Genomic DNA, 22,518 nt, shown 5'->3' with positions numbered 1-22,518 from the left:
GCTTCAGACGGCATTTTCACTGCAAAACCTTATGCGAACGGATGATGCAGCACAATCGTTTCTTCGCGGTCGGGACCGGTGGAGACGATGGCGACCGGCGCGCCGCAGACTTCTTCAATCCGTTTCAAATATGCTTTGGCATTGTCGGGCAGTTCGTCATAATTTTTGATGCCGAAAGTCGATTCTTTCCAACCCTCCATTGTTTCGTAAATCGGTTTGCAGGCTTCTACCGCATCCGAACCGCAAGGCAGGATGTCGGTTTTGCCGCCGTCGGGCAATTCGTAGCCGACGCAGATATTGATGGTTTCAACGCCGTCCATCACGTCCAGCTTGGTAATGCACATACCGGAAATGCCGTTGATTTGGATGGAGCGTTTCAGGGCGGCGGCATCGAACCAGCCGCAGCGGCGCGCGCGGCCGGTTACCGAACCGAATTCGTGTCCGCGCTCCGCCAAACCTGCGCCTACTTCGTCGAACAATTCGGTCGGGAACGGGCCCGAACCGACGCGCGTGGTATAGGCTTTAACGATGCCCAAAACATAATCCAGCATTTGGGGGCCTACGCCCGCGCCTGCCGAAGCCGCGCCTGCGAGGCAGTTGGACGAGGTAACGAAGGGATAAGTGCCGTAGTCGATGTCCAACAGCGTACCTTGTGCGCCTTCAAACAGCAGTTTTTCGCCGTTTTTGTTTTTCTCGTTCAACACGCAGGATACGTCGGCAATCATCGGCGCAATGCGCGGCGCGACTTTTTCGATAACCGCCATCACGTCTTCCGCTTTCACCGGCTCGGCATTGTGCAGATGTTGCAGTTGGACATTGTAATAGGCAAGGACGGCATCCAGTTTTTCACGCAGTTTTTCGGGATGCAGCAAATCGGCGGCGCGGATGGCGCGGCGTGCCACTTTGTCTTCGTAGGCAGGGCCGATGCCGCGGCCGGTCGTGCCGATTTTGCCTTTGCCGCGCGATGCTTCGCGGGCTTGGTCGAGCGCGATGTGGTAAGGCAGGATCAGCGGGCAGGTCGGCGCGATTTTCAGACGGCCTTCGACGTTTTTCACGCCTGCCGCGTTCAACTCGTCGATTTCGCCCAACAGGGCTTCGGGGGAAACGACAACGCCCGAACCGATAAAGCAGTCCAGGTTTTCATGCAGAATGCCGCTCGGAATCAGGCGCAAAATGGTTTTTTTGCCGCCGACGACCAAAGTGTGTCCGGCATTGTGGCCGCCTTGGAAACGCACCACGCCGCCGGCTTCTTCCGCCAGCCAGTCAACGATTTTACCTTTACCCTCGTCGCCCCACTGTGCGCCGATTACTACAACATTTTTAGCCATAGCCATATAACCTATCGATATTGAAAATTATTGCGGAAAATCCCCAAACCGGCGCGGCTTTGCGCCCCGCAGCGATTTGCCTTTCATCCGCCGTGAACGGGTATTTAGCGTTTCACGACCTGCCAAACGCCGTCTGTCTTTTTCAGACGGCCTGCAAGCTCTTCCGAAACATTGTGTCCGATACCGTAATCGATCACGACACACTGCCCCTGCGCGCGCAGCGTTTCAATTGCTTCGCGCGCCGCTTCGGCATCTTCCGCATCGACCGACACGGCGGGCTGCCGTTCGATGGCGGGCAAACGCCCGATAAAGCTGCGCAAGTCGAAACTGAATCCCGTTGCCGGGCGCGCCCTGCCGAAATATCCGCCCAATCCGTCATAACGCCCGCCGCGCGCGACCGCGTCGTGGAAATCGGCGGCATAGGCGGCATACACCAAACCTGTGTGGTAATTGTCGACGCGCAGCTCGGACAAGTCGATATGGATTTCACAATCGGGAAATGCGTCGCACACCGCCTGCAATTCGTCCAACGCGTTACCGACCGCCGACAAATCCGGCAACCGTCCGCGCGCGGCGGACAACACTTCCCGTCCGCCGTACAGGCGCGGCAGCAGCGAGAATGCTTTTGCCCACATACCGTCCAGCTTCCAAGCCTTGACCTGCGCTTCGACCGCCCTAGTATCCTTATCCTGCATCAAGGCAAGCAGCGTTGCGGACTGCCCCGCATCCAAATGCGCCGCATCGGACAAGGCGCGGAATATGCCGATATGCCCCAGCGAAAGCAGCACTTTGCCCATATCGGCAATTTTCATGCTTTTCAGCATAAGGTCTATCAGCTCGATGTCGCCGCGGATGTCGGCGAAACCGTACATTTCCGCCCCCGCCTGCAAAGGTTCGCGCATATTGGACAGCCCGTCCGGGCGCGCGTGCAACACGGGACCCGCGTAGCACAATCGGTTAATCCCTTGATTGGCGGACAAAAGATGGGCATCGATACGCGCCACTTGCGGCGTAATATCCGCACGGATGCCCAGCTGCCTGCCGCTCAGCTGATCGACCACCAAAATGGTTTTCAAAGACAAGCCCGCGTCAATATGCGTCAGCAGGGAGTGGCTGTATTCCATCAACGGGGGTTGGACCAACTCGTAACCGTGTACGCGGAACAACGCCAACAACCGCTCCCGCGCGCTTTCAAGCTGCCGCGCGTTCGTGGGCAATACGTCGGCGATATGTTCCGGAAGCTGCCAAGTCTGCATAAGAATCCGCCTTTTGTTTTATCCTGTAAACACAAAAGGCCGCCGGCCCGGAATCATACGGCACACCCGCCGAACCGCACCATACCGCTTTCCAAGCGGCGGTGCCGCTTTCCGATTCCGAATCCGATCGGCCCCTATCCGGCAGCCTGCCGCCGCCAAATGATTAAAACCAAACTTTACCATAAAATACATACAACCTGAATATGCCTTTACACTCCCCCCGCCGCCTCCTGCCGGCAACACGCCCTTTACTATATAATAAGCATCTTTACCTTCCGTTGTTCCAGACTGCCGTTTCCTGCTTCAGACGGCATTTTTGTTGATTGAATGCCTATCTTATGCTGCTCGACCTCAACCGCTTTTCCTTTTCCGTCTTCCTGAAAGAAATCCGCCTGCTCGCCTCCCTTGCCCTGCCCATACTGCTGGCGCAGGTCGCGCAGGTGGGCATCGGTTTCGTCGATACCGTGATGGCGGGCGGTGCGGGCAAGGAGGACTTGGCGGCGGTGGCTTTGGGCAACAGTGCGTTTACCACGGTTTACATTACCTTTATCGGCATTATGGCGGCACTGAATCCGATGATTTCCCTGCTTTACGGCGCGGGCAAAACCGGCGAAGTGGGCGAAACGGGGCGGCAGGGGGTTTGGTTCGGGCTGTGTTTGGGCATATTCGGGATGATTCTGTTGTGGGCGGCGATTACGCCGTTCCGCAACTGGCTGACCTTGAACGATTATGTGGAAGGCACGATGGCGCGATATATGGTGTTTGCCGGGCTGGCGATGCCGGCGGCGATGGTGCACCGCGCCTTACACGCCTACGCGTCCAGCCTCAACCGCCCGCGCGTGATTATGCTGGTCAGCTTTGCGGCGTTTGTGTTGAACGTGCCGCTGAACTATATTTTCGTTTACGGCAAATTCGGCATGCCCGCTTTGGGCGGCGCAGGCTGCGGCGTGGCAACGGCGGCGGTGTTTTGGTTTGGCGCGCTGGCGTTGTGGCTTTATATCGCCAAGGAAAAATTCTTCCGCCCGTTCGGACTGACGGCAAAATTCGGCAAGCCGGATCGGGCGGTGTTCAAACAGATTTGGAAAATCGGCGCGCCCGTCGGGCTGTCTTATTTTTTGGAAGCCAGCGCGTTTTCGTTTGTCGCGTTTTTGGTCGCGCCTTTCGGCAGCGATTATGTCGCCGGGCAGCAGGTGGCTTTGAGCCTGACGGGGATTTTGTATATGGTGCCGCAAAGCGTGGGGCTGGCGGGATCGGTGCGCGTGGGCTTTTCGCTGGGGCGGCGCGGCTTCCTGACGGCGCGTTATATTTCGGGCGTGTCGCTGGCGTTGGGCTGGATGCTCGCCATTCTGACCGCGCTGTTTTTGGTTGTGATGCACCGTCCTTTGGCTTCGCTTTATACTGCCGATGCGGCGGTTTTGGGCATTGCTTCAACGGTTTTACTGTTTTCGGCGGTATTCCAATTGGCGGATGCCACACAATGTATCGCGTCCTACGCCTTGCGCGGCTACAAAGTGACCAAAGTGCCTATGCTTATCCACGCCGCCGCCTTTTGGGGCTGCGGGCTGCTGCCGGGCTACCTGCTCGCCTACCGTTTCGATATGGGCATTTATGGTTTCTGGACCGCGCTGACGGTTTCCCTCGCCATTGCCGCCGCCGCATTGGTATGGTGTTTGGAGCTTTGCAGTAAAGAGAGGGTCAAATCGCATAAGGCCGTCTGAAAACGCCGCCGATTAAAATATATAGTGGATTAACAAAAACCAGTACGGCGTTGCCTCGCCTTGCCGTACTATCTGTACTGTCTGCGGCTTCGTCGCCTTGTCCTGATTTTTGTTAATCCACTATGGAAACAATGGGCTGAAGCCCGCCGTCGACAATACCTGTTTTAAAGTTCAAATTATGCAACCCATCCGATACCGAACCGACCTCACCCCCTACAACACTTTCGGCCTGCACGCCCAAGCCCAAGCCTTTATCGCGCTCGAACACGCCGACGGGTTGCGCGACATCGTCCGACTGCCCGAGTTCGACCGCAATACCGTTTTATGGCTCGGCGGCGGCAGCAACATCCTTTTGATGCAGGATTACGCCGGACTGGTCGTGCATATGGAAAACAAGGGAATACGCGAGATTGCGCGTTCAGACGGCATGGTTCTGATTGAAGCGCAGGCGGGAGAAATTTGGCACGATTTTGTCCTGCACACCGTCGCGCTGGGCTTGAACGGTCTGGAAAACCTGAGCCTGATTCCGGGCACGGTCGGCGCGTCGCCCGTGCAAAACATCGGCGCATACGGCGTGGAAGCGAAAGACGTGATTCACAGCGTGCGCTGCTTCGATTTGGATACGGAAACCTTTGTCGAGCTTTCCAATGCCGACTGCCGCTTCGCCTACCGCGAAAGCCTGTTCAAGCAGGAAGGCAAAGGGCGTTATGTGATTGTTTCTGTCGTATTCGCCCTGAAAGAGCGTTTCGAGCCGAACTTGGGCTACGGCGATTTGGCGGCAGCGGTTGCCGAACGGTGCGCCGGCAGGGAAATAACGGCGAAAGACGTTTCCGATGCGGTGTGCGCCGTCCGCCGCCGCAAACTGCCCGATCCGGGCATTTTGGGCAATGTCGGCAGTTTCTTTAAAAACCCCGTCGTCAGCGCGGAAAAAGCCGCCACCCTGTTGCAGCAGCATCCCGATATGCCGCGCTATCCGCAGCCCGACGGTTCGGTCAAACTCGCCGCCGGCTGGCTGATCGACCAATGCCGTCTGAAAGGCTTTCAAATCGGCGGCGCGGCGGTACACGACAAACAGGCTTTGGTTTTGGTGAACAAAAACAATGCCTCGGCAAACGATGTTTGGCAGTTGGCGCAACACATCAAATTTACAGTATTTGCTCGGTTTCAGGTAGAATTGCACGCCGAACCTAATTGGCTGCCTGCCTCGTACAGCCTGTAAATCCAAGGAGTATGCCCGTGACCCGCACCGCCAAAATCAACACCTACACACGCATCATCGATGCCGGTCTTGCGCTTTTCAACGAGGAAGGCGAGCGCAACATCAGCACCAACCATATCGCGGCGCATTTGGGCATCAGTCCGGGCAATCTTTATTACCACTTCCGCAACAAAGACGAAATCATCGTCCAACTGTTCAAACGTTACAGCGAAGCCCTGCTTGCCTACCTGAATGAAGCCGTATTGCCGTCTGATGTGGAAGACTCCATCAACTATATGGCGGGCATTTACGACGTGATGTGGGAATACCGTTTCCTCTTTAGCGACGTGAACACCCTGCTTGCGCGCAGTGCCGAATTGTTGGGCGAACACAATACCTTCACGCAAGCCAAAGTCTCCCCGCTCTTGGTCAAGCTGCTCACCCAGCTCAACGGATTAAACATCATCCAAGCCGACCAAACCGCTATGAACGACCTCGCCGTCAATATGTGGATGATCACGAAATACTGGTTCGACTTCGACAGCTCGCTGCGCGGACGCACCAAGCTGACCGAAGACTCCAAAGCACGCGGCGTCCGTCGTACCTTAAGCCTCCTGCGCCCTTATCTTTTGCCCGAACACCGCGCGGAATACGACTGGAAAATCGGCAACGGCAACCTGTAAACCCATAATGTCCGAATCAGTTTTCAGACGGCACTTGCCCGACGGTATCAGCGAATGAGCACAGTTCCCCCGCCCCATATCTCCATCACGGGCCTAGGCTATCTCGGCCTGCCGCTGGCACAAAAGTTTTACGGACACGGCAGCCGCGTTTCCGCCGTCAAGCGCAGCCTGACTTCGGACGATATCAACCTGCCCATACACCTCGACACCATCGACCTCGGCAGCACCGGCGCCTTTCAGACGGCATTGTGGCGGCACCACGCCGACAAACCCGTCTGGTTCTTCCTGCTGCCGCCCTCCTCTCTGACGCATTACGCCGACACCGTCAAACAATGGGCAGAACTTGCCCGGGCGTGCAACGTGCAACACCTGATTTTCACAAGCAGTATCAGCGTTTACGGCGATACAGCGCGCGAATGCGACGAAACCGCCCTACCCGATCCGCAAACCGAGTCCGCCCGCCAAATCCTCGCCGCCGAACAACACCTGCTCGACAGCGGCGTTCCGAACATCGACATCCTGCGGCTGGGCGGGCTTTATTGCGCCGAACGCCATCCCGTCAGCCGCCTTGTTCAAAAGCAAAACATCCCGGGCGGCAACCGCCCCATCAACATCGTCCACCGTAATATCGCCGTCGAAAGCCTGTTTCAGACGGCATTTAACCCCGGCGGCAGGCGGCTGAAAAACATTATTGAACCGCGCCACCCGACACGACGCGAATTCTATACGGAAGAAGCCGCCAAACTCGGCTTGCCGGCTCCCGATTTCGCACCCGACGACAGCAGTGGCAAAATCATCCGTACCGTTTGCGATAACGGCTTAAGCCTGTAAAATAAGCGGCAACAGCAACAAACAGGCATTCTCCGCCCCAATCAGAAAATATGTCCGCCCTCCTCCCCATCATCAACCGCCTGATTCTGCAAAGCCTGGACAGCCGCTCGGAACTTGCCGCCTTTGCAGGCAAAACACTGACCCTGAACATTGCCGGGTTGAAACTGGCGGGACGCATCACGGAAGACGGTTTGCTCGCGGCGGGAAACGGCTTTGCGGACACCGAAATTACCTTCCGCGACAGCGCGATACAGAAAATCCTCCAAGGCGGCGAACCCGGGGCGGGCGACATCGGGCTCGAAGGCGACCTCATCCTCGGTATCGCGGTGCTGTCCCTGCTCGGCAGCCTGCGTTCCCGCGCATCGGACGAATTGGTACGGATTTTCAGCACGCAGGACGGCATCGGCAGCCGTGCCGCCGACATCGGACACAGTATCAAACAAATCGGCAAAAGCATAGCCGGACAAATCGGCGGATTTTCCCGCGAACCCGAGTCCGCAAACATCGGCGGCGAAGCCCTTGCCGACTGCCTCAACGAAATAAGCAGACTGCGCGACGGAGTGGAACGCCTCAACGAACGCCTCGATCGGCTCGAACGCGACATTTGGATAGACTAACCTTCAGACGGCATCCGACATGAACAGCCCTTTTCACAACATCGGCATCGTAACCCGCCCCAACACGCCCGACATCCAAGACACCGCGCACACGCTGATTACCTTTTTGAAGCAGCACGGCTTTACCGTCTATCTCGACGAAGTCGGCATAAGGGAATGCTGCATCTATACCCAAGACACCGACGGCTGCCACATCGTCAACAAGACCGAACTGGGGCAATACTGCGACCTGGTCGCCGTCTTGGGCGGAGACGGCACCTTTCTCTCCGCCGCCCGCGAAATCGCCCCGCGCGCCGTTCCGATTATCGGCATCAACCAAGGTCATTTGGGCTTTCTTACCCAAATTCCCCGCGAATATATGACAGACAAGCTATTGCCTGTTTTAGAAGGAAAATACCTTGCCGAAGAGCGCATCCTGATTGAAGCCGCACTGATCCGCGAAGGCAAAACCGCCGAACGCGCTCTCGCCCTCAACGATGCCGTCCTCTCCCGTGGCGGTGCCGGACAGATGATAGAATTTGAAGTCTTCGTCAATCGTGAATTCGTCTATACACAACGTTCGGACGGGCTGATTGTCTCCACCCCCACCGGATCGACCGCCTATTCGCTTGCCGCCGGCGGCCCCATTATGCAGGCAGGATTACACGCCTTCACACTCGTACCCATCTGCCCGCAATCCATGACCAACCGCCCCATCGCCATTCCCGACACGTCCGAAATCGAAATCCTCGTTACCCAAGGCGGCGACGCGCGCGTCCATTTTGACGGTCAAACCCATATCGACGTGCAAAACCTCGACCGCATTACCATCCGCCGCTACCGCAACCCCTTACGCATCCTACACCCGACCGACTACCAATATTTCAAAACCCTGCGCCAAAAACTGCACTGGGGCGAGCAATTGGTCTAAGCCGGCCTTTACCCGAAAGTACCCATGAATTCCAAAATTTCCTCCGACCATACAGAAGATACGATGCGCCTCTCCAAACGCATGGCGCAACTGGGACTTTGTTCGCGCCGCGAAGCCGACGGCTATATCGAACAGGGCCGGGTAACGGTCAACGGCAAAACCGCCGTACTCGGCCAGAAAGTTTTACCGGCAGACCGTATCGAACTGGACAAGAAAGCCCACGAACAGCAGGCGGCACGCATTACCATCCTGTTGAACAAACCCGTCGGCTATGTCAGCGCACAAGCGGAAAAAGGCTATAAATCCGCCGCCGAACTGATTACCCCTGAAAATCGCTGGGAAGGCGACACCGGCCGCATCCGTTTCGATCCGAAACACAAAATCGGCCTGGCTTCCGCCGGCAGGCTCGACATCGACTCGGTCGGATTGCTGGTGTTGACGCAAGACGGCCGTATCGCCAGGCAGCTTATCGGCGAAAACAGCGGCAGTGAAAAAGAATACCTGGTGCGCGTGCGCGGCAAATTGGACGAAAAAGGACTTGCCTTACTGAATCACGGATTGAGTTTGGACGGCGAGAAACTGCGTCCCGCCAAAGTAGAATGGCAAAACGAAGACCAACTGCGTTTCGTATTGAAACAAGGTAAAAAGCGGCAAATCCGCCGTATGTGCGAACTGGTCGGGCTGCGCGTCGTCGGACTGAAACGCATCCGTATGGGCAAGGTCAAACTCGGCAGGCTGCCGCCCGGCAAATGGCGTTATCTCGCTCCCGGCGAATCGTTTTAAATAAGCATAAAAAATGCCGTCTGAAAATCCTTGCGTTTTCAGACGGCATTGCCTTATGCCCAAATAACGGTTTCTTCCAAGGGCCTGCGCGCTTTCGTGGCGATTTCCTGAACGCGGTAGCCGAATGTCGCGGCGACGGACACGCCCCATTCTGCCGCATCGAACAAACCGAACTGCCCGGACAATACGCGTTCCATATCGGCATAGTTGAAACCTTCCACCGGACAGGAATCGATACCCGCCATAGCCGCACCCGTCATCATGTTGGCCAACGCGATATAGGTCTGGCGGCAACACCAGTCAAACAAGGCGCGCGGATTGTCTAAAATCTTGATATCGTCAGCTTGAAACTCCTGATACCTCGCCAAAGATTTTTCCACGGCATCCGGTTCGGTAACACCGCGCCGTTTGAGGCTTTCCAACATAAACGGGCTGTCGGAGCGGGCATTTTTCTTTGCCAAAAACACCACCAAATGACTGGCGGTATCCAAAGCATCCGCCATACCCCAAGAAAACGGCTTGATGGCCTGTCGGATTTCGGGATTTTGAACCACAACAAACTGCCAAGGCTCCGAACCGACCGAACTGGGCGACAAACGCCCGAGTTCTAAAATAAACTGAAAATCCCCGGCACTGATTTTGCGTGCCGCATCGTAATGCCGGCACGATTTGCGGTTTTTAAATGCGGATAGAACCTGCTCTTTACTTAATACTGTCATCGTGCATCCTTTTATTACTTTGATTGCAAATTGATTTCAAGCCGATACGGCGGCAGATTCGAGAATGCCGCCCCAATGCCCTTCAGACGGCATTTGGATCATCTCAAACACGCCTACGGATACGCGATATAGGCATAAGCCGAATGGTTGTGGATAGATTCGAAATTCTCGCTCTCGACAACGAAACTCTTGATGCGTTTGTCGGCAATCAGCGAAGTAGCGACATCGCGCACCATATCTTCCACGAATTTCGGATTTTCGTAGGCCTTTTCGGTAACGTATTTTTCATCGGGGCGTTTGAGCAGGCCGTAGAGTTGGCAGCTTGCCTGTGCCTCCACATAATCGATGACTTCCTCGATACCGACTTCGGCATCGGCAGTCAGGCTGACGGTAACGTGCGAACGCTGGTTGTGCGCGCCATATTGGGAAATTTCTTTGGAACACGGGCAAAGCGAGGTTACGGGAATCATGACTTTCATACTGTGGCCGTATGCCCCATCTTTGATTTCGCCCGTGAGGCAGACATCATAATCCAGTAAAGATTGAATACCGGAAACCGGGGCGGTTTTCTTGCGGAAAAATGGGAAAGAAACGCTGATTTTGCCTGAGTGGGAATCCAAAAGCGCGACCATTTCGGCAGTAAGCCTGTGCAATTGTGCAAAATCCAAGGCTTCGGTATGTTGCTCCATCAATGCGACAAAACGCGACATATGCGTACCCTTCTGCTCGGCGGGCAGGTAGACCGTCATGGTCAGGCGGGCAACCGTGGATTGCGTTCCTTCGGCGGTTTGCATGGTAATCGGGAAGCGCAGGTCTTTAATGCCGACCTGATTGATCGGCAGGTTGCGTAAATCTCTGCTGGATTGCACGTCTGCAATGGCACTCATGCGTTGTTTTTCCTTAATATTCATGTAATTGTTGAGATGTGTGCATGGTATGGCGTTTCCGCCGGGGAATATACCGTCAATCTGCAAATGCGAGATTATATCACTCGCTTTTAGCGGCTGCATTGATTGTTTCTATTTTCGGGATAGTGATAAAATCCCGACTTATTCATATCTTACAAGGCAGAAACAGATGAAATTCGCCACCCAAGCCATCCATTCCGGCTACGATTGCGACGAACACAACCGCGCGCTGATGCCGCCGATTTATCAAAACAGTATGTTTGCGCTGCACGAAATCGGCGAAAATGTGCCTTACCGTTATTCGCGCCTGAGCAACCCGACCCGTCAGATTTTAGAAGACACCGTTGCCGATTTGGAACACGGTGCGGCCGGCTTTGCATTTTCCAGCGGTATGGCGGGCATTGATGCCGTGTGGCGTACTTTCCTGCGCCCTGGCGATACCATTGTCGCCGTCGCCGATATTTACGGCGGCGCGTATGACTTATTGGTCGATGTTTATCAAAAATGGGGGGTGAACGTCGTTTTTGCCGATTTGGGCAATCCGGATAATTTGGACGAATTGCTCAAAGCACACAAGGTCAAACTGGTTTGGCTGGAAACGCCGTCCAATCCGCTTTTGCGCTTGGTGGACATTAAAGCCCTTGCCGCGAAAGCCAAAGCGGCCGGTGCGCTGGTCGGCATCGACAACACCTTCGCCACGCCGTATCTGCAACAGCCCTTGGATATGGGTTGCGATTTTGTGTTCCATTCCGCTACCAAATATTTGTGCGGCCATTCCGACGTATTGATGGGCATCGTCGTTGCCAAAACCAAAGAGCTGGCGCAGCCTTTGCACGATATGATGGTGCATACCGGCGCGGTTGCCGGCCCGATGGACTGCTGGCTGGTGTTGCGCGGCATCAAAACGCTTGCCCTGCGTATGGAGGCACACTGCAAAAACGCACTCGAAATCGCGCGCCGTTTGGAAGCCCATCCTGCCATAGAAAAAGTGTTCCATCCCGGCCTGCCGTCGCACGAACATTACGAACTGGCGAAAACACAAATGCCCAAAGGCATCGGCGGCGTGGTGACGGTTTATCTCAAAAACGACACGCGTGAAGCGGCAAACAGCGTGATTAAAAACATGAAACTGGTCAAAATGGCTTCCAGCCTCGGCGGCGTGGAAAGTTTGGTCAACCACTGCTACTCCCAATCCCACAGCGGCGTGCCGCATAATGTGAAAATGGAAATGGGCATCAAAGTCGGTCTGCTGCGCTTCTCCATCGGCACCGAAGACGCGGACGATATTTGGAACGATATTTCCGCCGCACTCGATACAACTTTGTAAACCGTAAAAATGCTGTCTGAAACCATAGTTTCAGACAGCATTTCAATATTGCGAATCAAATATCAACGCTTCAGCATCTTGGCCGCCTCAATGGCATAATAGGTCAAAATCCCATCCGCGCCCGCACGTTTGAATGCCAGCAGGCTTTCCAAAACCACTTTATCGCCATCCAGCCAGCCGTTGGCAACCGCCGCCTGCAGCATCGCATATTCGCCCGAAACCTGATAGGCATAAGTCGGTACGCCGAACTCGTCCTTCACGCGGCGGACAACATCCAAATACGGCAAACCGGGCTTCACCATCACCATATCCGCACCTTCCTGAATGTCCAACGCCACTTCGTGCAACGCCTCATCAGTATTTGCCGGATCCATCTGATAGGTCTTTTTATCTGCCTTGCCCAAATTCCCCGAACTGCCTACCGCATCACGGAAAGGGCCGTAGAATGCAGAAGCATATTTGGCGGAATACGCCATAATCCGCGTATGGATATGCCCGGCATCCTCTAAAGCCTCGCGAATCGCACCAATACGCCCGTCCATCATATCGGAAGGGGCAACCACCTGCGCACCCGCTTCAGCGTGGCACAAAGCCTGTTTCACCAAGACTTCTACGGTTTCATCGTTCATCACATAACCGTTTTCGTCCGTCAGTCCGTCCTGACCGTGAACCGTATAAGGATCGAGCGCGACATCCGTCATAATGCCCAGTTCCGGGAAACGCTCGCGCAAGGCGCGGACGGCTGTCGGCACGAGTCCTTCGGGATTGTACGCCTCCTCCGCACGCTCGGTTTTGTTTGCCGTAACCACGGGGAACAGTGCCAGCATCGGAATACCGAGCTTCACCGCCTCTTCCGCCGTAAACAGCAGCCTGTCCAAACTTTGACGCTTCACGCCCGGCATAGAAGGCACATCCTCCTCGCGCACCGATCCCTCCAATACGAACACCGGATAAATCAAATCATCGGCAGTCAGCGTATGCTCGCGCATCAGGCGGCGTGAAAAATCGTCCCTGCGCATACGGCGCATACGCGAAGCCGGAACATTGCGGTAAGGAAACTGCATAACATCCCTCCAATCATCCTGCAAATCACTCAAACCATATGAAACCTGCAACACAAAAACACTTGCAGACGGCATCGGGCAGATATACGGACAACCGTCTCCGCAACACCGAAAAACGGCTGTTTCGACATACCGCCCCTAAAATCAGGCTTCGATATTCTTACGCCACAATACCAAAAGTTTCCCGATATGTTGGATCAGTTGCGCGTCAACCGCCTCACACAAGGCATTACAGATTTCGACACGTTCGGCACGGTCGTCGCCGAACACGCGCACCTTAATCAACTCATGCGCCGTCAGCGCGGCATCGGTTTCCCTGATGACGGAATCCGTCAGACCCTGCTGCCCGACCATCACGACGGGATTCAAATGATGCGCGCGCGCTTTCAATTCCAAAATTTCTTTGGTCGTTAATTTCGTATCGGACATTTCACTGCTGCCTGAATAAAAAGGATAGCCCCGCATTGTACGCGATTTGGCACGGCAACGGCAAAATTAACGTACAATACGCAGTTTCCATTCCGACCCGCGAACCACTATGGCTGTACGTTCCAAATCCTCAAAAGCGTGGCTGCACGAACACGTCAACGATCACTATGTCCATATGGCGCAAAAAGACGGCTATCGCGCCCGCGCCGCATACAAACTGCTGGAAATCAACGAAAAAGACAAATTAATCAAACCCGGCACGGTACTTGCCGACTTGGGCAGCGCGCCGGGAAGCTGGTCGCAGGTTGCCGCCAAGCTGACAGGTACTTCCGGAGCAGTTTTCGCCTTGGACATCCTGCCTATGGAACCCATAGGGGGCGTATCCTTCATTCAGGGCGACTTCAGGGAAAACGACGTTTTGGCGCAATTTGAAGGCTTATTAAACAACCGCCCCTTAGACCTTGTAATCTGCGATATGGCGCCCAATATGTCGGGAAACGCCGTAAGCGATCAGGCGCGCAGCTTTTATTTGTGCGAACTGGCTTTGGACTTCGCCTCGCAACACCTGAAAACCGGCGGCAGCTTTTTAGTCAAAGTCTTTCAGGGAGCAGGCTATCAGGAATACATGGCGGCCATGCGCGAAATTTTCGGCACGGTGCAGACGCGCAAACCCGAAGCCTCGCGCAATCGCTCCAGTGAGATTTATTTATTGGGCAAAAATAAACGCTGACAATACAGACGGCGTGCTTTACAATCATTTCCGTTTTACACCTCAATTATGGAGCTTGGCTAAGTGGGGAACGCCTTTAAATCAATCCTTGTCTGGGTCGCCTTGGGTATCGGCCTGATGGCTGCGTTCAACGCTTTAGACCGTAAAAAAGAAGACAACGGGCAAATCGAATATTCGCAGTTCATCCGACAGGTCAACAACGGCGAAGTATCCGGCGTCAATATCGAAGGATCCGTCGTCAGCGGCTACCTGATTAAGGGCGAGCGCACCGACAAAAGCACATTTTTCACCAATGCGCCTTTAGACGACAATTTAATCAAAACGCTTTTAGACAAAAACGTCCGCGTAAAAGTAACGCCGGAAGAAAAACCGAGCGCGCTGGCTGCCCTGTTTTACAGCCTGCTGCCCGTATTGTTGCTGATCGGCGCGTGGTTCTACTTTATGCGTATGCAGACGGGCGGCGGCGGAAAAGGCGGCGCATTCTCATTCGGCAAAAGCCGTGCGCGCCTGCTGGACAAAGATGCCAACAAAGTGACCTTTGCCGATGTCGCAGGCTGCGACGAAGCCAAAGAAGAAGTGCAGGAAATCGTCGATTACCTGAAAGCGCCGAACCGCTATCAAAGCCTCGGCGGTCGCGTGCCGCGCGGCATCCTGCTGGCGGGCAGCCCGGGTACGGGTAAGACGCTTTTGGCAAAAGCCATTGCAGGCGAAGCCGGTGTGCCGTTCTTCAGCATTTCAGGTTCCGACTTTGTCGAAATGTTCGTCGGTGTCGGTGCGAGCCGCGTCCGCGATATGTTCGAGCAGGCGAAGAAAAACGCTCCCTGTATCATCTTTATTGATGAAATCGACGCAGTCGGCCGCCAACGCGGCGCAGGTTTGGGCGGCGGCAATGATGAGCGCGAGCAAACATTAAACCAATTGTTGGTTGAAATGGACGGTTTTGAGAGCAATCAGACTGTGATAGTGATTGCGGCAACCAACCGTCCCGACGTACTCGATCCGGCATTGCAGCGGCCCGGCCGTTTCGACCGCCAAGTCGTCGTCCCCCTGCCGGACATCCGGGGGCGCGAACAGATTTTGAACGTCCATTCTAAAAAAGTGCCTTTGGACGAATCGGTGGATTTATTGTCCCTCGCGCGCGGCACGCCGGGTTTTTCCGGCGCGGATTTGGCGAACCTGGTCAACGAAGCCGCCCTGTTTGCCGGCCGCCGCAACAAAGTCAAAGTCGATCAGAGCGATTTTGAAGATGCCAAAGACAAAATCTATATGGGCCCGGAACGCCGCAGTATGGTGATGCACGAAGACGAAAAACGTGCGACGGCGTATCATGAGTCCGGACACGCGATTGTTGCCGAAAGCCTGCCCTTTACCGACCCCGTCCACAAAGTAACCATTATGCCGCGCGGACGTGCGCTGGGTCTGACTTGGCAGCTTCCGGAGCGCGACCGCATCAGTATGTATAAAGATCAGTTGTTGAGCCAACTCTCCATCCTGTTCGGCGGACGGATTGCCGAAGACATCTTCGTCGGACGCATCTCCACCGGCGCATCAAACGACTTTGAACGCGCAACCCAAATGGCGCGCGAAATGGTAACGCGCTACGGTATGAGCGACAAAATGGGCGTGATGGTTTATGCGGAAAACGAAGGCGAAGTCTTCTTGGGACGCAGCGTAACCCGTTCGCAAAACATTTCCGAGAAAACCCAGCAGGACATCGATGCGGAAATCCGCCGGATTTTGGACGAGCAATACCAAATCGCCTACAAAATCCTGGACGAAAACCGCGACAAGATGGAAACGATGTGCAAAGCCCTGATGGAATGGGAAACCATAGACCGCGATCAGGTACTGGAAATTATGGCGGGCAAACAACCCAGTCCGCCCAAGGATTATAGCCACAACCTGCGCGAGAATGCGGACGCGGCGGAAAATAACGTGCCGCACGCTCCGGCTCGGGAAGAAACCGAAGCACCTGCCCCGGCAGACACCGCTTCGACAGAGTCCGGGCAGCAGCCTGAAAACAAGGCTTAACTTCCCGAACAAACGGCAGCCCGCAAGCTGCCGTTTTCCCATCCCGTTTTCAGACGGCATTTTCCGCCCAATGCCGTCTGAAACGCAAAGGCCGTATCGGTTTTTGCGAATCTGCGATATGGCGGTTTAAATTGAAATCAGAACGGGGCAAGGCTGTACCGGTTTAAAATTAAACCGCTATAATACCGCCCTTCGAATACACGCCCGCATTGGTGATGCCCGTGAAAAAAGTTGAAAAAAACATCTTGGTGCTGCACGGCGCGAACAAAATGTTCGAGCTGGTCGATAAGGTTGAAGACTATCCGCACTTTCTGCCGTGGTACAGCAAGACCGAGGTCATCGGGCGTAGCGGCAACGAACTGAAGGCGCGGCTGTTTATGGACTATATGCACGTTCGCCAATCGTTTGCCACGCACAACCGCAACATCCCCGGCAGGGAAATCCGTATGGAACTGCTCGAAGGCCCGTTCAAAACCTTACGCGGAACGTGGAAATTCATCGATTTGGGCGACGATATGTGCAAAATTGAATTCAAGCTTGAATACGATTTTTCCAATGCCGTTTTGTCCGCCTTAATTTCCCCCGTCTTCAACCACCTTTCCGCCACGCTGGTCGAAGCGTTCGTCAAAGAGGCAGACCGCCGTTATGCTTGAAATTGAAATTGTGTACGGTCTGCCCGACCGACAGGTTTTGAAAACCATGCAGCTTGCCGAGGGAATAACCGTCCGCGCCGCCGCACTGCAAAGCGGTTTGGACGGCATATTTGAAGATTTAAACCTGCATTCCGCGCCTTTGGGCATTTTCGGCAAAGCGGTCAAAGACGATACGCCCCTGCGCGACGGCGACCGCATCGAAGTGTACCGCCCGCTGTTGATCGACCCCAAAGAAGCGCGCCGCAAACGCGTTCAAAATCAAGAAGAATAACCATGCCGTCTGAAGCCTTCAGACGGCATTCGACAGAAACACGGAAAATATCATGTCAAACACAATCAAAATGGTTGTCGGATTGGGCAACCCGGGCAAAGAATACGAACAGACCCGCCACAATGCGGGTTTTTGGTTCCTCGACGAACTGGCTTGGAAGTGGAAGGCTTCGTTTAAAGAAGAAAAAAAATTCTTCGGCGAAACCGCCCGTGCCGCCCTGCCCGACGGCGATGTCTGGCTGCTCAAGCCGGCCACGTTTATGAACCGTTCCGGACAGTCGGTTGCCGCTCTTGCGCAGTTTTATAAAATCAAACCCGAAGAAATCCTCGTCGTCCACGACGAACTCGACATTCCTTGCGGCAGGATTAAGTTCAAACTCGGCGGCGGCAACGGCGGACACAACGGCTTGAAAGACATTCAGGCACGACTCGGCACAGCCGACTATTACCGCCTGCGCCTCGGTATCGGTCATCCGGGCGACCGCAACCTCGTCGTCGGCTATGTCCTGAACAAACCCAGTACGGAACACCGCCGGCAGATTGACGATGCCGTCGCCAAATCCCTGCAAGCCATACCCGACATCCTTGCCGGCAAATGGGAAGAAGCAACCCGCTTCCTGCACAGCAAATGACCCGATGCCGTCTAAAGCCCTTTCAGACGGCATTTCCCGATTTCCATATCCGAACAGTCATGACCGAACTCAAGCAGCTTATCCAAACCGAATCCGTCCCCGTCATCGAAGAAACCCTCGATTTCCTGCTCTACGAATGCAGCATAGACGATGCCCCTACCGCCCAAGAAATTGCCGTTTGGCGCGACATACTTGCCGCACGCGGCGGCAAATTCCTGCGCCTGTCCGAAATCTGCCAAACGTGGCTGGACGAGGAGGCGGCATGAAGCTGCCGCGCAACCACTTTGCCCTGCTTTCCGCATTGTGGTTTGCCGGCGGCATCTATGCGCTGCTCAAACCCGCCGACACCGCGCCTCCGCCTTTTCCGCATTTCGACAAAGCAGCACACCTCGCCCTGTTTTTCGCACAAATCTGGCTTTTGACCAAAGCATTCAGAACCGGAAAACTTCCCATCCCCTACCGCAGCCTGATTGCGTTCGCCTTCTGTTTTGCCGTAGTCAGCGAATGCGCGCAGGCATGGTTTACCGCAACGCGAACCGGCAGTTTGGGCGATGTCCTTGCCGATATGGCGGGTACGGTTCTCGCACTCTTTGCCGCCCGCGCCGCCTGCCGCCCGGACTGAATCGGTTTATTTCTCCCAAACAGGATGAATCCCCCCGATGCATCCTGTTTTTCTCCTTACATATCAATCCCATCTCATAAACAAAACCGACAAATCGTTTACAATATATTTACACTACATCGGATTACAAATATACTCGAACCAGTTGCAGAACCGGCGGTTTCGCAGACCGTTTCGAATTGCACGACACAAAAGAAAAACCGATTTTGTTGCCTTAAAGGAGCATTCATGAACCTGCATGCAAAGGACAAAACCCAGCATCCCGAAAACGTCGAGCTGCTCAGTGCGCAGAAGCCGATTACCGACTTTAAGGGTCTGCTGACCACCATCATTTCCGCCGTCGTCTGTTTCGGCATTTACCACATCCTGCCCTACGCCCCCGATGCCAACAAAGGTATCGCGCTGCTGATTTTCGTTGCCGCACTTTGGTTTACCGAAGCCGTCCACATTACCGTAACCGCACTGATGGTGCCGGTTCTCGCCGTCGTACTCGGTTTCCCCGACATGGACATCAAAAAGGCAATGGCAGGTTTCGCCGATCCGACAATTTATATCTTCTTCGGCGGTTTCGCACTCGCCACCGCCCTGCATATGCAGCGTCTCGACCGCAAAATCGCCGTCAGCCTGCTGCGCTTGTCGCGCGGCAATATGAAAGTGGCGGTTTTGATGTTGTTCCTCGTTACCGCCTTTCTGTCCATGTGGATCAGCAACACCGCCACCGCCGCTATGATGCTGCCTTTGGCAATGGGTATGATGAGCCACCTCGACCAGGAAAAAGAACGCAAAACCTATGTCTTCGTCCTGCTCGGCATCGCCTATTGCGCCAGTATCGGCGGCTTGGGTACCGTGGTCGGTTCTCCACCGAACATGATTGCCGCCAAAGCCCTGGATCTTGATTTCGTCAGCTGGATGAAACTCGGTCTGCCCATGATGCTGTTGATTCTGCCGCTGATGCTGTTCTCCATGTACGTCATCCTCAAACCTAATTTGAACGAGCGCGTGGAAGTTAAAGCCGAATCGATTCCGTGGACTTTGCACCGCGTTATCGCATTACTGATTTTCCTTGCCGCTGCCGTCTCTTGGGTATTCAGTGCCAAAATCAAAGCCGCATTCGGTATTTCCAACCCCGATACCGTTATCGCCCTGATTGCCGCCGTCGCCGTCGTCGTCTTCGGCGTGGCGCAATGGAAGGAAGTCGCCCGCAACACCGACTGGGGCGTATTGATGCTCTTCGGCGGCGGTATCAGCTTGAGCGCGCTGCTGCAATCTTCCGGCGCATCTGAAGCACTGGGCCAGCAAGTTGCTTCCACATTCTCCCATTCTCCTGCATTGCTGGTGATTTTCGTGGTTGCCGCCTTTATCATCTTTCTGACCGAGTTCACCAGTAACACGGCTTCTGCCGCCCTGCTTGTGCCTATTTTCGCCAGCATCGCCGCGCAAATGGGCCTGCCCGAACAAGTCTTGGTATTCGTCATCGGTGTTGGCGCGTCTTGCGCCTTCATGCTGCCGGTTGCCACACCGCCTAACGCGATTGTGTTCGGCACGGGCTTGATCAAACAACGCGAAATGATGAATGTCGGCATACTGCTGAATATCCTCTGCATCGCGCTGGTTTCGCTGTGGGCATACTTCTTCCTGATGTAAATCCGATTCCCTAAAACGATGCCGTCTGACATAATCCGTTCAGACGGCATTGGATTTTCCGCAAGCTGCCCAATTTTGCCTGTGATTTTCAACGAAAGGAAACCTATGATTATCCTGCACACCAACAAAGGCGACATCAAAATCGAACTCGATTTCGACAAAGCCCCCGTTACTGCTAAAAACTTCGAGCAATACGTCAAAGACGGCTTCTACGACGGCGTAATCTTCCACCGCGTCATCAAAGGCTTTATGATTCAAGGCGGCGGTATGGATGAAAACATGAACGAAAAAGCAACGCGCGATCCGATTCAAAACGAAGCGTCCAACGGTTTGCCCAACGATAAATACACCATCGCCATGGCACGCACTTCCGACCCCCATTCCGCCGGCGCGCAATTCTTCATCAACACCGCCGACAATGCCTTCCTCAACCACCGCTCCAAAGAAATGTACGGCAGAACCGTCGTCCAAGACTGGGGCTATGCCGTATTCGGCAAGGTAGTCGGCGGTTTTGACGTTGTCGATGCCATCGAAGGCGTATCCACCAAACGCCACGGCTACCATGATGATGTTCCGACCGAACCTGTCGTCATCATTAAAGCCGAAGCCGTATAAACCGACAATCCGGAAGCAGCCTGCATCAAAGGCTGCTTTTATTTCAGACGGCATATTATTTGATGTAACCGTGCTATGCCGTCTGAAAACCGGACGCAAGCCTTCAGACGGCATACCGCTATGTTAAAATATGCCCGTTTTTCCTAAACGGACACAAAGGAAACCTTATGGCAAGCATCGCCCGCGACATCTTCAAAGCCTACGACATCCGGGGCATCGTCGGCAAAACCCTGACCGACGATGCCGCCTACCTTATCGGCAAAGCCATCGCCGCCAAAGCCGCCGAAAAAGGCATTACCCGCATCGCGCTCGGACGCGACGGACGCTTGAGCGGCCCCGAACTGATGGAACACATCCGGCGCGGCTTTACCGACAGCGGCATCAATGTCCTCAATGTCGGTATGGTTGCCACTCCTATGCTCTACTTCGCCGCCGTCAACGAATGCGGCGGCAGCGGCGTGATGATTACCGGCAGCCACAATCCGCCCGATTACAACGGCTTTAAAATGATGCTCGGCGGCGACACGCTTGCCGGCGAAGCCATCCAAGAACTTTTGTCCATCATTGAAAAAGACGGTTTTGCTGCCGCCGGCAAACAAGGCAGCGTCACCGAAAAAGACATCTCCGGCGAATACCTCAAATACATTACCGGACACATCAGGCTCAAACGCCCGATGAACATCGCCATTGACGCGGGCAACGGCGTGGGCGGCGCGTTTGCCGGCAAACTCTACAAAGGCTTGGGCAACGAAGTAACCGAACTTTTCTGCGAAGTGGACGGCAATTTCCCCAACCACCATCCCGACCCATCCAAACCCAAAAACCTGCAAGATTTGATTACCGCGCTGAAAAACAGCGATGCCGAAATCGGCTTGGCGTTTGACGGCGATGCCGACCGCTTGGGCGTAGTCACCAAAGACGGCAACATCATCTATCCTGACCGCCAACTGATGCTGTTCGCCCAAGACGTGTTAAGCCGCAACCCCGGCGCGAAAGTCATTTTCGATGTCAAATCCACACGCCTGCTTGCCCCGTGGATTAAAGAACACGGCGGCGAAGCCATAATGGAAAAAACCGGCCACAGCTTTATCAAATCCGCTATGAAAAAAACCGGCGCGCTGGTTGCCGGCGAAATGAGCGGACACATCTTCTTCAAAGAACGCTGGTTCGGCTTCGACGACGGTCTGTACGCCGGCGCGCGCCTCTTGGAAATCCTATCCGCCTCCGACAATCCGTCCGAAGTGTTGAACAGCCTGCCGCAAAGCATTTCCACACCCGAACTCAACATCGCCCTGCCCGAAGGCGGCAACGGGCATAAAGTGATTGAAGAACTCGCCGCCAAAGCCGAATTTGAAGGCGCAACCGAAATCATTACCATCGACGGCGTGCGCGTTGAATTTCCCGACGGCTTCGGACTGATGCGCGCTTCCAACACCACGCCGATTTTGGTGTTGCGTTTTGAAGCGGATACGCAAGAAGCCATCGAGCGGATTCAAAACCAGTTCAAAGCCGTCATCGAAAGCAATCCAAATTTAATCTGGCCGCTGTAA

General features: G+C 54.8%; 24 protein-coding genes. 18 read left to right on the top strand and 6 right to left on the bottom strand.

From position 1 onward, the window contains the following. Positions 1-29 precede the first annotated feature (29 nt). Together FGL10_RS01495 and FGL10_RS01490 are read right to left on the bottom strand one after the other, a co-directional pair. Entirely contained in the window at positions 30-1,328 is a 1,299-nt protein-coding gene (locus tag FGL10_RS01495) for an adenylosuccinate synthase (protein ID WP_036475004.1), read from the bottom strand. A gap of 104 nt (positions 1,329-1,432) precedes the next feature. Next, positions 1,433-2,584, bottom strand: coding sequence for an ATP phosphoribosyltransferase regulatory subunit (locus FGL10_RS01490; RefSeq protein WP_003707329.1), 1,152 nt, complete (start codon positions 2,582-2,584; stop codon positions 1,433-1,435). A gap of 338 nt (positions 2,585-2,922) precedes the next feature. Here FGL10_RS01490 and FGL10_RS01480 point away from each other — a divergent pair, with 338 nt between their 5' ends. The 7 genes from FGL10_RS01480 to FGL10_RS01445 all read left to right on the top strand — a co-directional run bounded on the left by FGL10_RS01480 (position 2,923) and on the right by FGL10_RS01445 (position 9,324). Next, entirely contained in the window at positions 2,923-4,302 is a 1,380-nt protein-coding gene (locus FGL10_RS01480) for an MATE family efflux transporter (protein ID WP_003707328.1), read from the top strand. 178 nt (positions 4,303-4,480) lie between these two features. Next, positions 4,481-5,521 (top strand): UDP-N-acetylmuramate dehydrogenase, encoded by a 1,041-nt coding sequence (gene murB / locus FGL10_RS01470; RefSeq protein WP_036469172.1) that lies wholly within the window; start codon positions 4,481-4,483, stop codon positions 5,519-5,521. An 11-nt stretch (positions 5,522-5,532) separates the two neighbouring features. Further along, positions 5,533-6,183 carry a TetR/AcrR family transcriptional regulator gene (locus FGL10_RS01465; protein ID WP_003707324.1) on the top strand — a complete coding sequence of 217 codons (651 nt, stop codon included), beginning with the start codon at positions 5,533-5,535 and terminating at the stop codon, positions 6,181-6,183. A 54-nt stretch (positions 6,184-6,237) separates the two neighbouring features. Further along, entirely contained in the window at positions 6,238-7,014 is a 777-nt protein-coding gene (locus tag FGL10_RS01460) for an SDR family oxidoreductase (RefSeq protein ID WP_003707322.1), read from the top strand. A 50-nt stretch (positions 7,015-7,064) separates the two neighbouring features. Continuing rightward, positions 7,065-7,631: a hypothetical protein gene (locus FGL10_RS01455; RefSeq protein WP_036475001.1), complete on the top strand. Its 567-nt coding sequence runs from the start codon at positions 7,065-7,067 to the stop codon at positions 7,629-7,631. Positions 7,632-7,650: 19 nt separating this feature from the next. Beyond that, the gene (locus FGL10_RS01450; RefSeq protein WP_003707318.1) at positions 7,651-8,541 is read left to right on the top strand and encodes an NAD(+) kinase; all 891 of its coding nucleotides are present in this window, start codon (positions 7,651-7,653) and stop codon (positions 8,539-8,541) included. A gap of 24 nt (positions 8,542-8,565) precedes the next feature. Then, complete coding sequence (locus FGL10_RS01445) at positions 8,566-9,324, top strand: pseudouridine synthase (protein ID WP_003707316.1); 759 nt, start codon at positions 8,566-8,568, stop codon at positions 9,322-9,324. Positions 9,325-9,377: 53 nt separating this feature from the next. Here FGL10_RS01445 and FGL10_RS01440 read toward each other — a convergent pair whose 3' ends face one another. Together FGL10_RS01440 and folE2 are read right to left on the bottom strand one after the other, a co-directional pair. Beyond that, the gene (locus FGL10_RS01440) at positions 9,378-10,043 is read right to left on the bottom strand and encodes an NAD(P)H-dependent oxidoreductase (RefSeq protein WP_003707315.1); all 666 of its coding nucleotides are present in this window, start codon (positions 10,041-10,043) and stop codon (positions 9,378-9,380) included. Between the two features lie 113 nt (positions 10,044-10,156). Further along, the gene (gene folE2 / locus FGL10_RS01435) at positions 10,157-10,930 is read right to left on the bottom strand and encodes a GTP cyclohydrolase FolE2 (protein ID WP_036469204.1); all 774 of its coding nucleotides are present in this window, start codon (positions 10,928-10,930) and stop codon (positions 10,157-10,159) included. Between the two features lie 190 nt (positions 10,931-11,120). On the opposite strand from folE2, the gene FGL10_RS01430 reads away from it, so the two are divergent. Beyond that, positions 11,121-12,278: a trans-sulfuration enzyme family protein gene (locus tag FGL10_RS01430; protein ID WP_003707311.1), complete on the top strand. Its 1,158-nt coding sequence runs from the start codon at positions 11,121-11,123 to the stop codon at positions 12,276-12,278. Positions 12,279-12,340: 62 nt separating this feature from the next. Here the strand turns inward: FGL10_RS01430 and hemB are convergent, their stop codons facing one another. Both hemB and yhbY read right to left on the bottom strand, forming a co-directional pair. Next, positions 12,341-13,342 (bottom strand): porphobilinogen synthase, encoded by a 1,002-nt coding sequence (gene hemB / locus FGL10_RS01425; RefSeq protein WP_036469168.1) that lies wholly within the window; start codon positions 13,340-13,342, stop codon positions 12,341-12,343. 144 nt (positions 13,343-13,486) lie between these two features. After that, entirely contained in the window at positions 13,487-13,771 is a 285-nt protein-coding gene (yhbY, locus tag FGL10_RS01420) for a ribosome assembly RNA-binding protein YhbY (protein ID WP_003707308.1), read from the bottom strand. A gap of 109 nt (positions 13,772-13,880) precedes the next feature. Here yhbY and FGL10_RS01415 point away from each other — a divergent pair, with 109 nt between their 5' ends. The 10 genes from FGL10_RS01415 to FGL10_RS01365 all read left to right on the top strand — a co-directional run bounded on the left by FGL10_RS01415 (position 13,881) and on the right by FGL10_RS01365 (position 22,518). Then, a complete protein-coding gene (locus FGL10_RS01415) occupies positions 13,881-14,501 on the top strand; it encodes an RlmE family RNA methyltransferase (protein WP_003707307.1) in 621 nt (206 codons plus the stop codon). Between the two features lie 63 nt (positions 14,502-14,564). Then, the gene (gene ftsH / locus FGL10_RS01410; protein ID WP_003707306.1) at positions 14,565-16,532 is read left to right on the top strand and encodes an ATP-dependent zinc metalloprotease FtsH; all 1,968 of its coding nucleotides are present in this window, start codon (positions 14,565-14,567) and stop codon (positions 16,530-16,532) included. A gap of 221 nt (positions 16,533-16,753) precedes the next feature. Further along, positions 16,754-17,185, top strand: a complete 432-nt coding sequence (locus FGL10_RS01405) for a type II toxin-antitoxin system RatA family toxin (protein WP_036469203.1) — start codon at positions 16,754-16,756, stop codon at positions 17,183-17,185. Then, complete coding sequence (locus FGL10_RS01400; RefSeq protein ID WP_003707304.1) at positions 17,178-17,456, top strand: RnfH family protein; 279 nt, start codon at positions 17,178-17,180, stop codon at positions 17,454-17,456. The genes FGL10_RS01405 and FGL10_RS01400 overlap by 8 nt, the downstream gene beginning before the upstream one ends. A 52-nt stretch (positions 17,457-17,508) precedes the next feature. Continuing rightward, positions 17,509-18,087, top strand: a complete 579-nt coding sequence (gene pth, locus FGL10_RS01395; protein ID WP_036474995.1) for an aminoacyl-tRNA hydrolase — start codon at positions 17,509-17,511, stop codon at positions 18,085-18,087. Between the two features lie 59 nt (positions 18,088-18,146). Beyond that, entirely contained in the window at positions 18,147-18,353 is a 207-nt protein-coding gene (locus tag FGL10_RS01390) for a hypothetical protein (protein WP_003707301.1), read from the top strand. Continuing rightward, positions 18,350-18,709 (top strand): VanZ family protein, encoded by a 360-nt coding sequence (locus FGL10_RS01385; protein WP_003707300.1) that lies wholly within the window; start codon positions 18,350-18,352, stop codon positions 18,707-18,709. Before FGL10_RS01390 ends, FGL10_RS01385 begins: the two co-directional genes overlap by 4 nt. Before the next feature lie 228 nt (positions 18,710-18,937). Beyond that, positions 18,938-20,353, top strand: a complete 1,416-nt coding sequence (locus FGL10_RS01375; protein WP_003707299.1) for an SLC13 family permease — start codon at positions 18,938-18,940, stop codon at positions 20,351-20,353. 105 nt (positions 20,354-20,458) lie between these two features. Next, entirely contained in the window at positions 20,459-20,968 is a 510-nt protein-coding gene (locus FGL10_RS01370) for a peptidylprolyl isomerase (protein WP_013449223.1), read from the top strand. A gap of 167 nt (positions 20,969-21,135) precedes the next feature. Continuing rightward, complete coding sequence (locus tag FGL10_RS01365) at positions 21,136-22,518, top strand: phosphomannomutase/phosphoglucomutase (RefSeq protein WP_003707296.1); 1,383 nt, start codon at positions 21,136-21,138, stop codon at positions 22,516-22,518.

This window comes from Neisseria lactamica (assembly GCF_901482445.1).
Lineage (GTDB): Bacteria > Pseudomonadota > Gammaproteobacteria > Burkholderiales > Neisseriaceae > Neisseria > Neisseria lactamica.
Note: the sequence above shows the minus strand (reverse complement) of the source record. Positions and strands in the feature narration are given on the sequence as shown.

Excerpts from the sequence above, each read along its gene's own strand:
- FGL10_RS01385 (WP_003707300.1), top strand. The coding sequence starts at position 18,350 with ATGAAGCTGCCGCGCAACCACTTTGCCCTGCTTTCCGCATTGTGGTTT.
- FGL10_RS01455 (WP_036475001.1), top strand. The coding sequence starts at position 7,065 with ATGTCCGCCCTCCTCCCCATCATCAACCGCCTGATTCTGCAAAGCCTG.
- FGL10_RS01365 (WP_003707296.1), top strand. The coding sequence starts at position 21,136 with ATGGCAAGCATCGCCCGCGACATCTTCAAAGCCTACGACATCCGGGGC.
- FGL10_RS01465 (WP_003707324.1), top strand. The coding sequence starts at position 5,533 with ATGCCCGTGACCCGCACCGCCAAAATCAACACCTACACACGCATCATC.
- FGL10_RS01370 (WP_013449223.1), top strand. The coding sequence starts at position 20,459 with ATGATTATCCTGCACACCAACAAAGGCGACATCAAAATCGAACTCGAT.
- FGL10_RS01495 (WP_036475004.1), bottom strand. The coding sequence starts at position 1,328 with ATGGCTAAAAATGTTGTAGTAATCGGCGCACAGTGGGGCGACGAGGGT.
- hemB (WP_036469168.1), bottom strand. The coding sequence starts at position 13,342 with ATGCAGTTTCCTTACCGCAATGTTCCGGCTTCGCGTATGCGCCGTATG.
- FGL10_RS01460 (WP_003707322.1), top strand. The coding sequence starts at position 6,238 with ATGAGCACAGTTCCCCCGCCCCATATCTCCATCACGGGCCTAGGCTAT.
- FGL10_RS01450 (WP_003707318.1), top strand. The coding sequence starts at position 7,651 with ATGAACAGCCCTTTTCACAACATCGGCATCGTAACCCGCCCCAACACG.
- FGL10_RS01490 (WP_003707329.1), bottom strand. The coding sequence starts at position 2,584 with ATGCAGACTTGGCAGCTTCCGGAACATATCGCCGACGTATTGCCCACG.
- FGL10_RS01375 (WP_003707299.1), top strand. The coding sequence starts at position 18,938 with ATGAACCTGCATGCAAAGGACAAAACCCAGCATCCCGAAAACGTCGAG.
- pth (WP_036474995.1), top strand. The coding sequence starts at position 17,509 with ATGTCAAACACAATCAAAATGGTTGTCGGATTGGGCAACCCGGGCAAA.
- FGL10_RS01445 (WP_003707316.1), top strand. The coding sequence starts at position 8,566 with ATGAATTCCAAAATTTCCTCCGACCATACAGAAGATACGATGCGCCTC.
- FGL10_RS01430 (WP_003707311.1), top strand. The coding sequence starts at position 11,121 with ATGAAATTCGCCACCCAAGCCATCCATTCCGGCTACGATTGCGACGAA.
- FGL10_RS01390 (WP_003707301.1), top strand. The coding sequence starts at position 18,147 with ATGACCGAACTCAAGCAGCTTATCCAAACCGAATCCGTCCCCGTCATC.
- FGL10_RS01480 (WP_003707328.1), top strand. The coding sequence starts at position 2,923 with ATGCTGCTCGACCTCAACCGCTTTTCCTTTTCCGTCTTCCTGAAAGAA.
- yhbY (WP_003707308.1), bottom strand. The coding sequence starts at position 13,771 with ATGTCCGATACGAAATTAACGACCAAAGAAATTTTGGAATTGAAAGCG.
- folE2 (WP_036469204.1), bottom strand. The coding sequence starts at position 10,930 with ATGAGTGCCATTGCAGACGTGCAATCCAGCAGAGATTTACGCAACCTG.
- FGL10_RS01440 (WP_003707315.1), bottom strand. The coding sequence starts at position 10,043 with ATGACAGTATTAAGTAAAGAGCAGGTTCTATCCGCATTTAAAAACCGC.
- murB (WP_036469172.1), top strand. The coding sequence starts at position 4,481 with ATGCAACCCATCCGATACCGAACCGACCTCACCCCCTACAACACTTTC.
- FGL10_RS01400 (WP_003707304.1), top strand. The coding sequence starts at position 17,178 with ATGCTTGAAATTGAAATTGTGTACGGTCTGCCCGACCGACAGGTTTTG.
- FGL10_RS01415 (WP_003707307.1), top strand. The coding sequence starts at position 13,881 with ATGGCTGTACGTTCCAAATCCTCAAAAGCGTGGCTGCACGAACACGTC.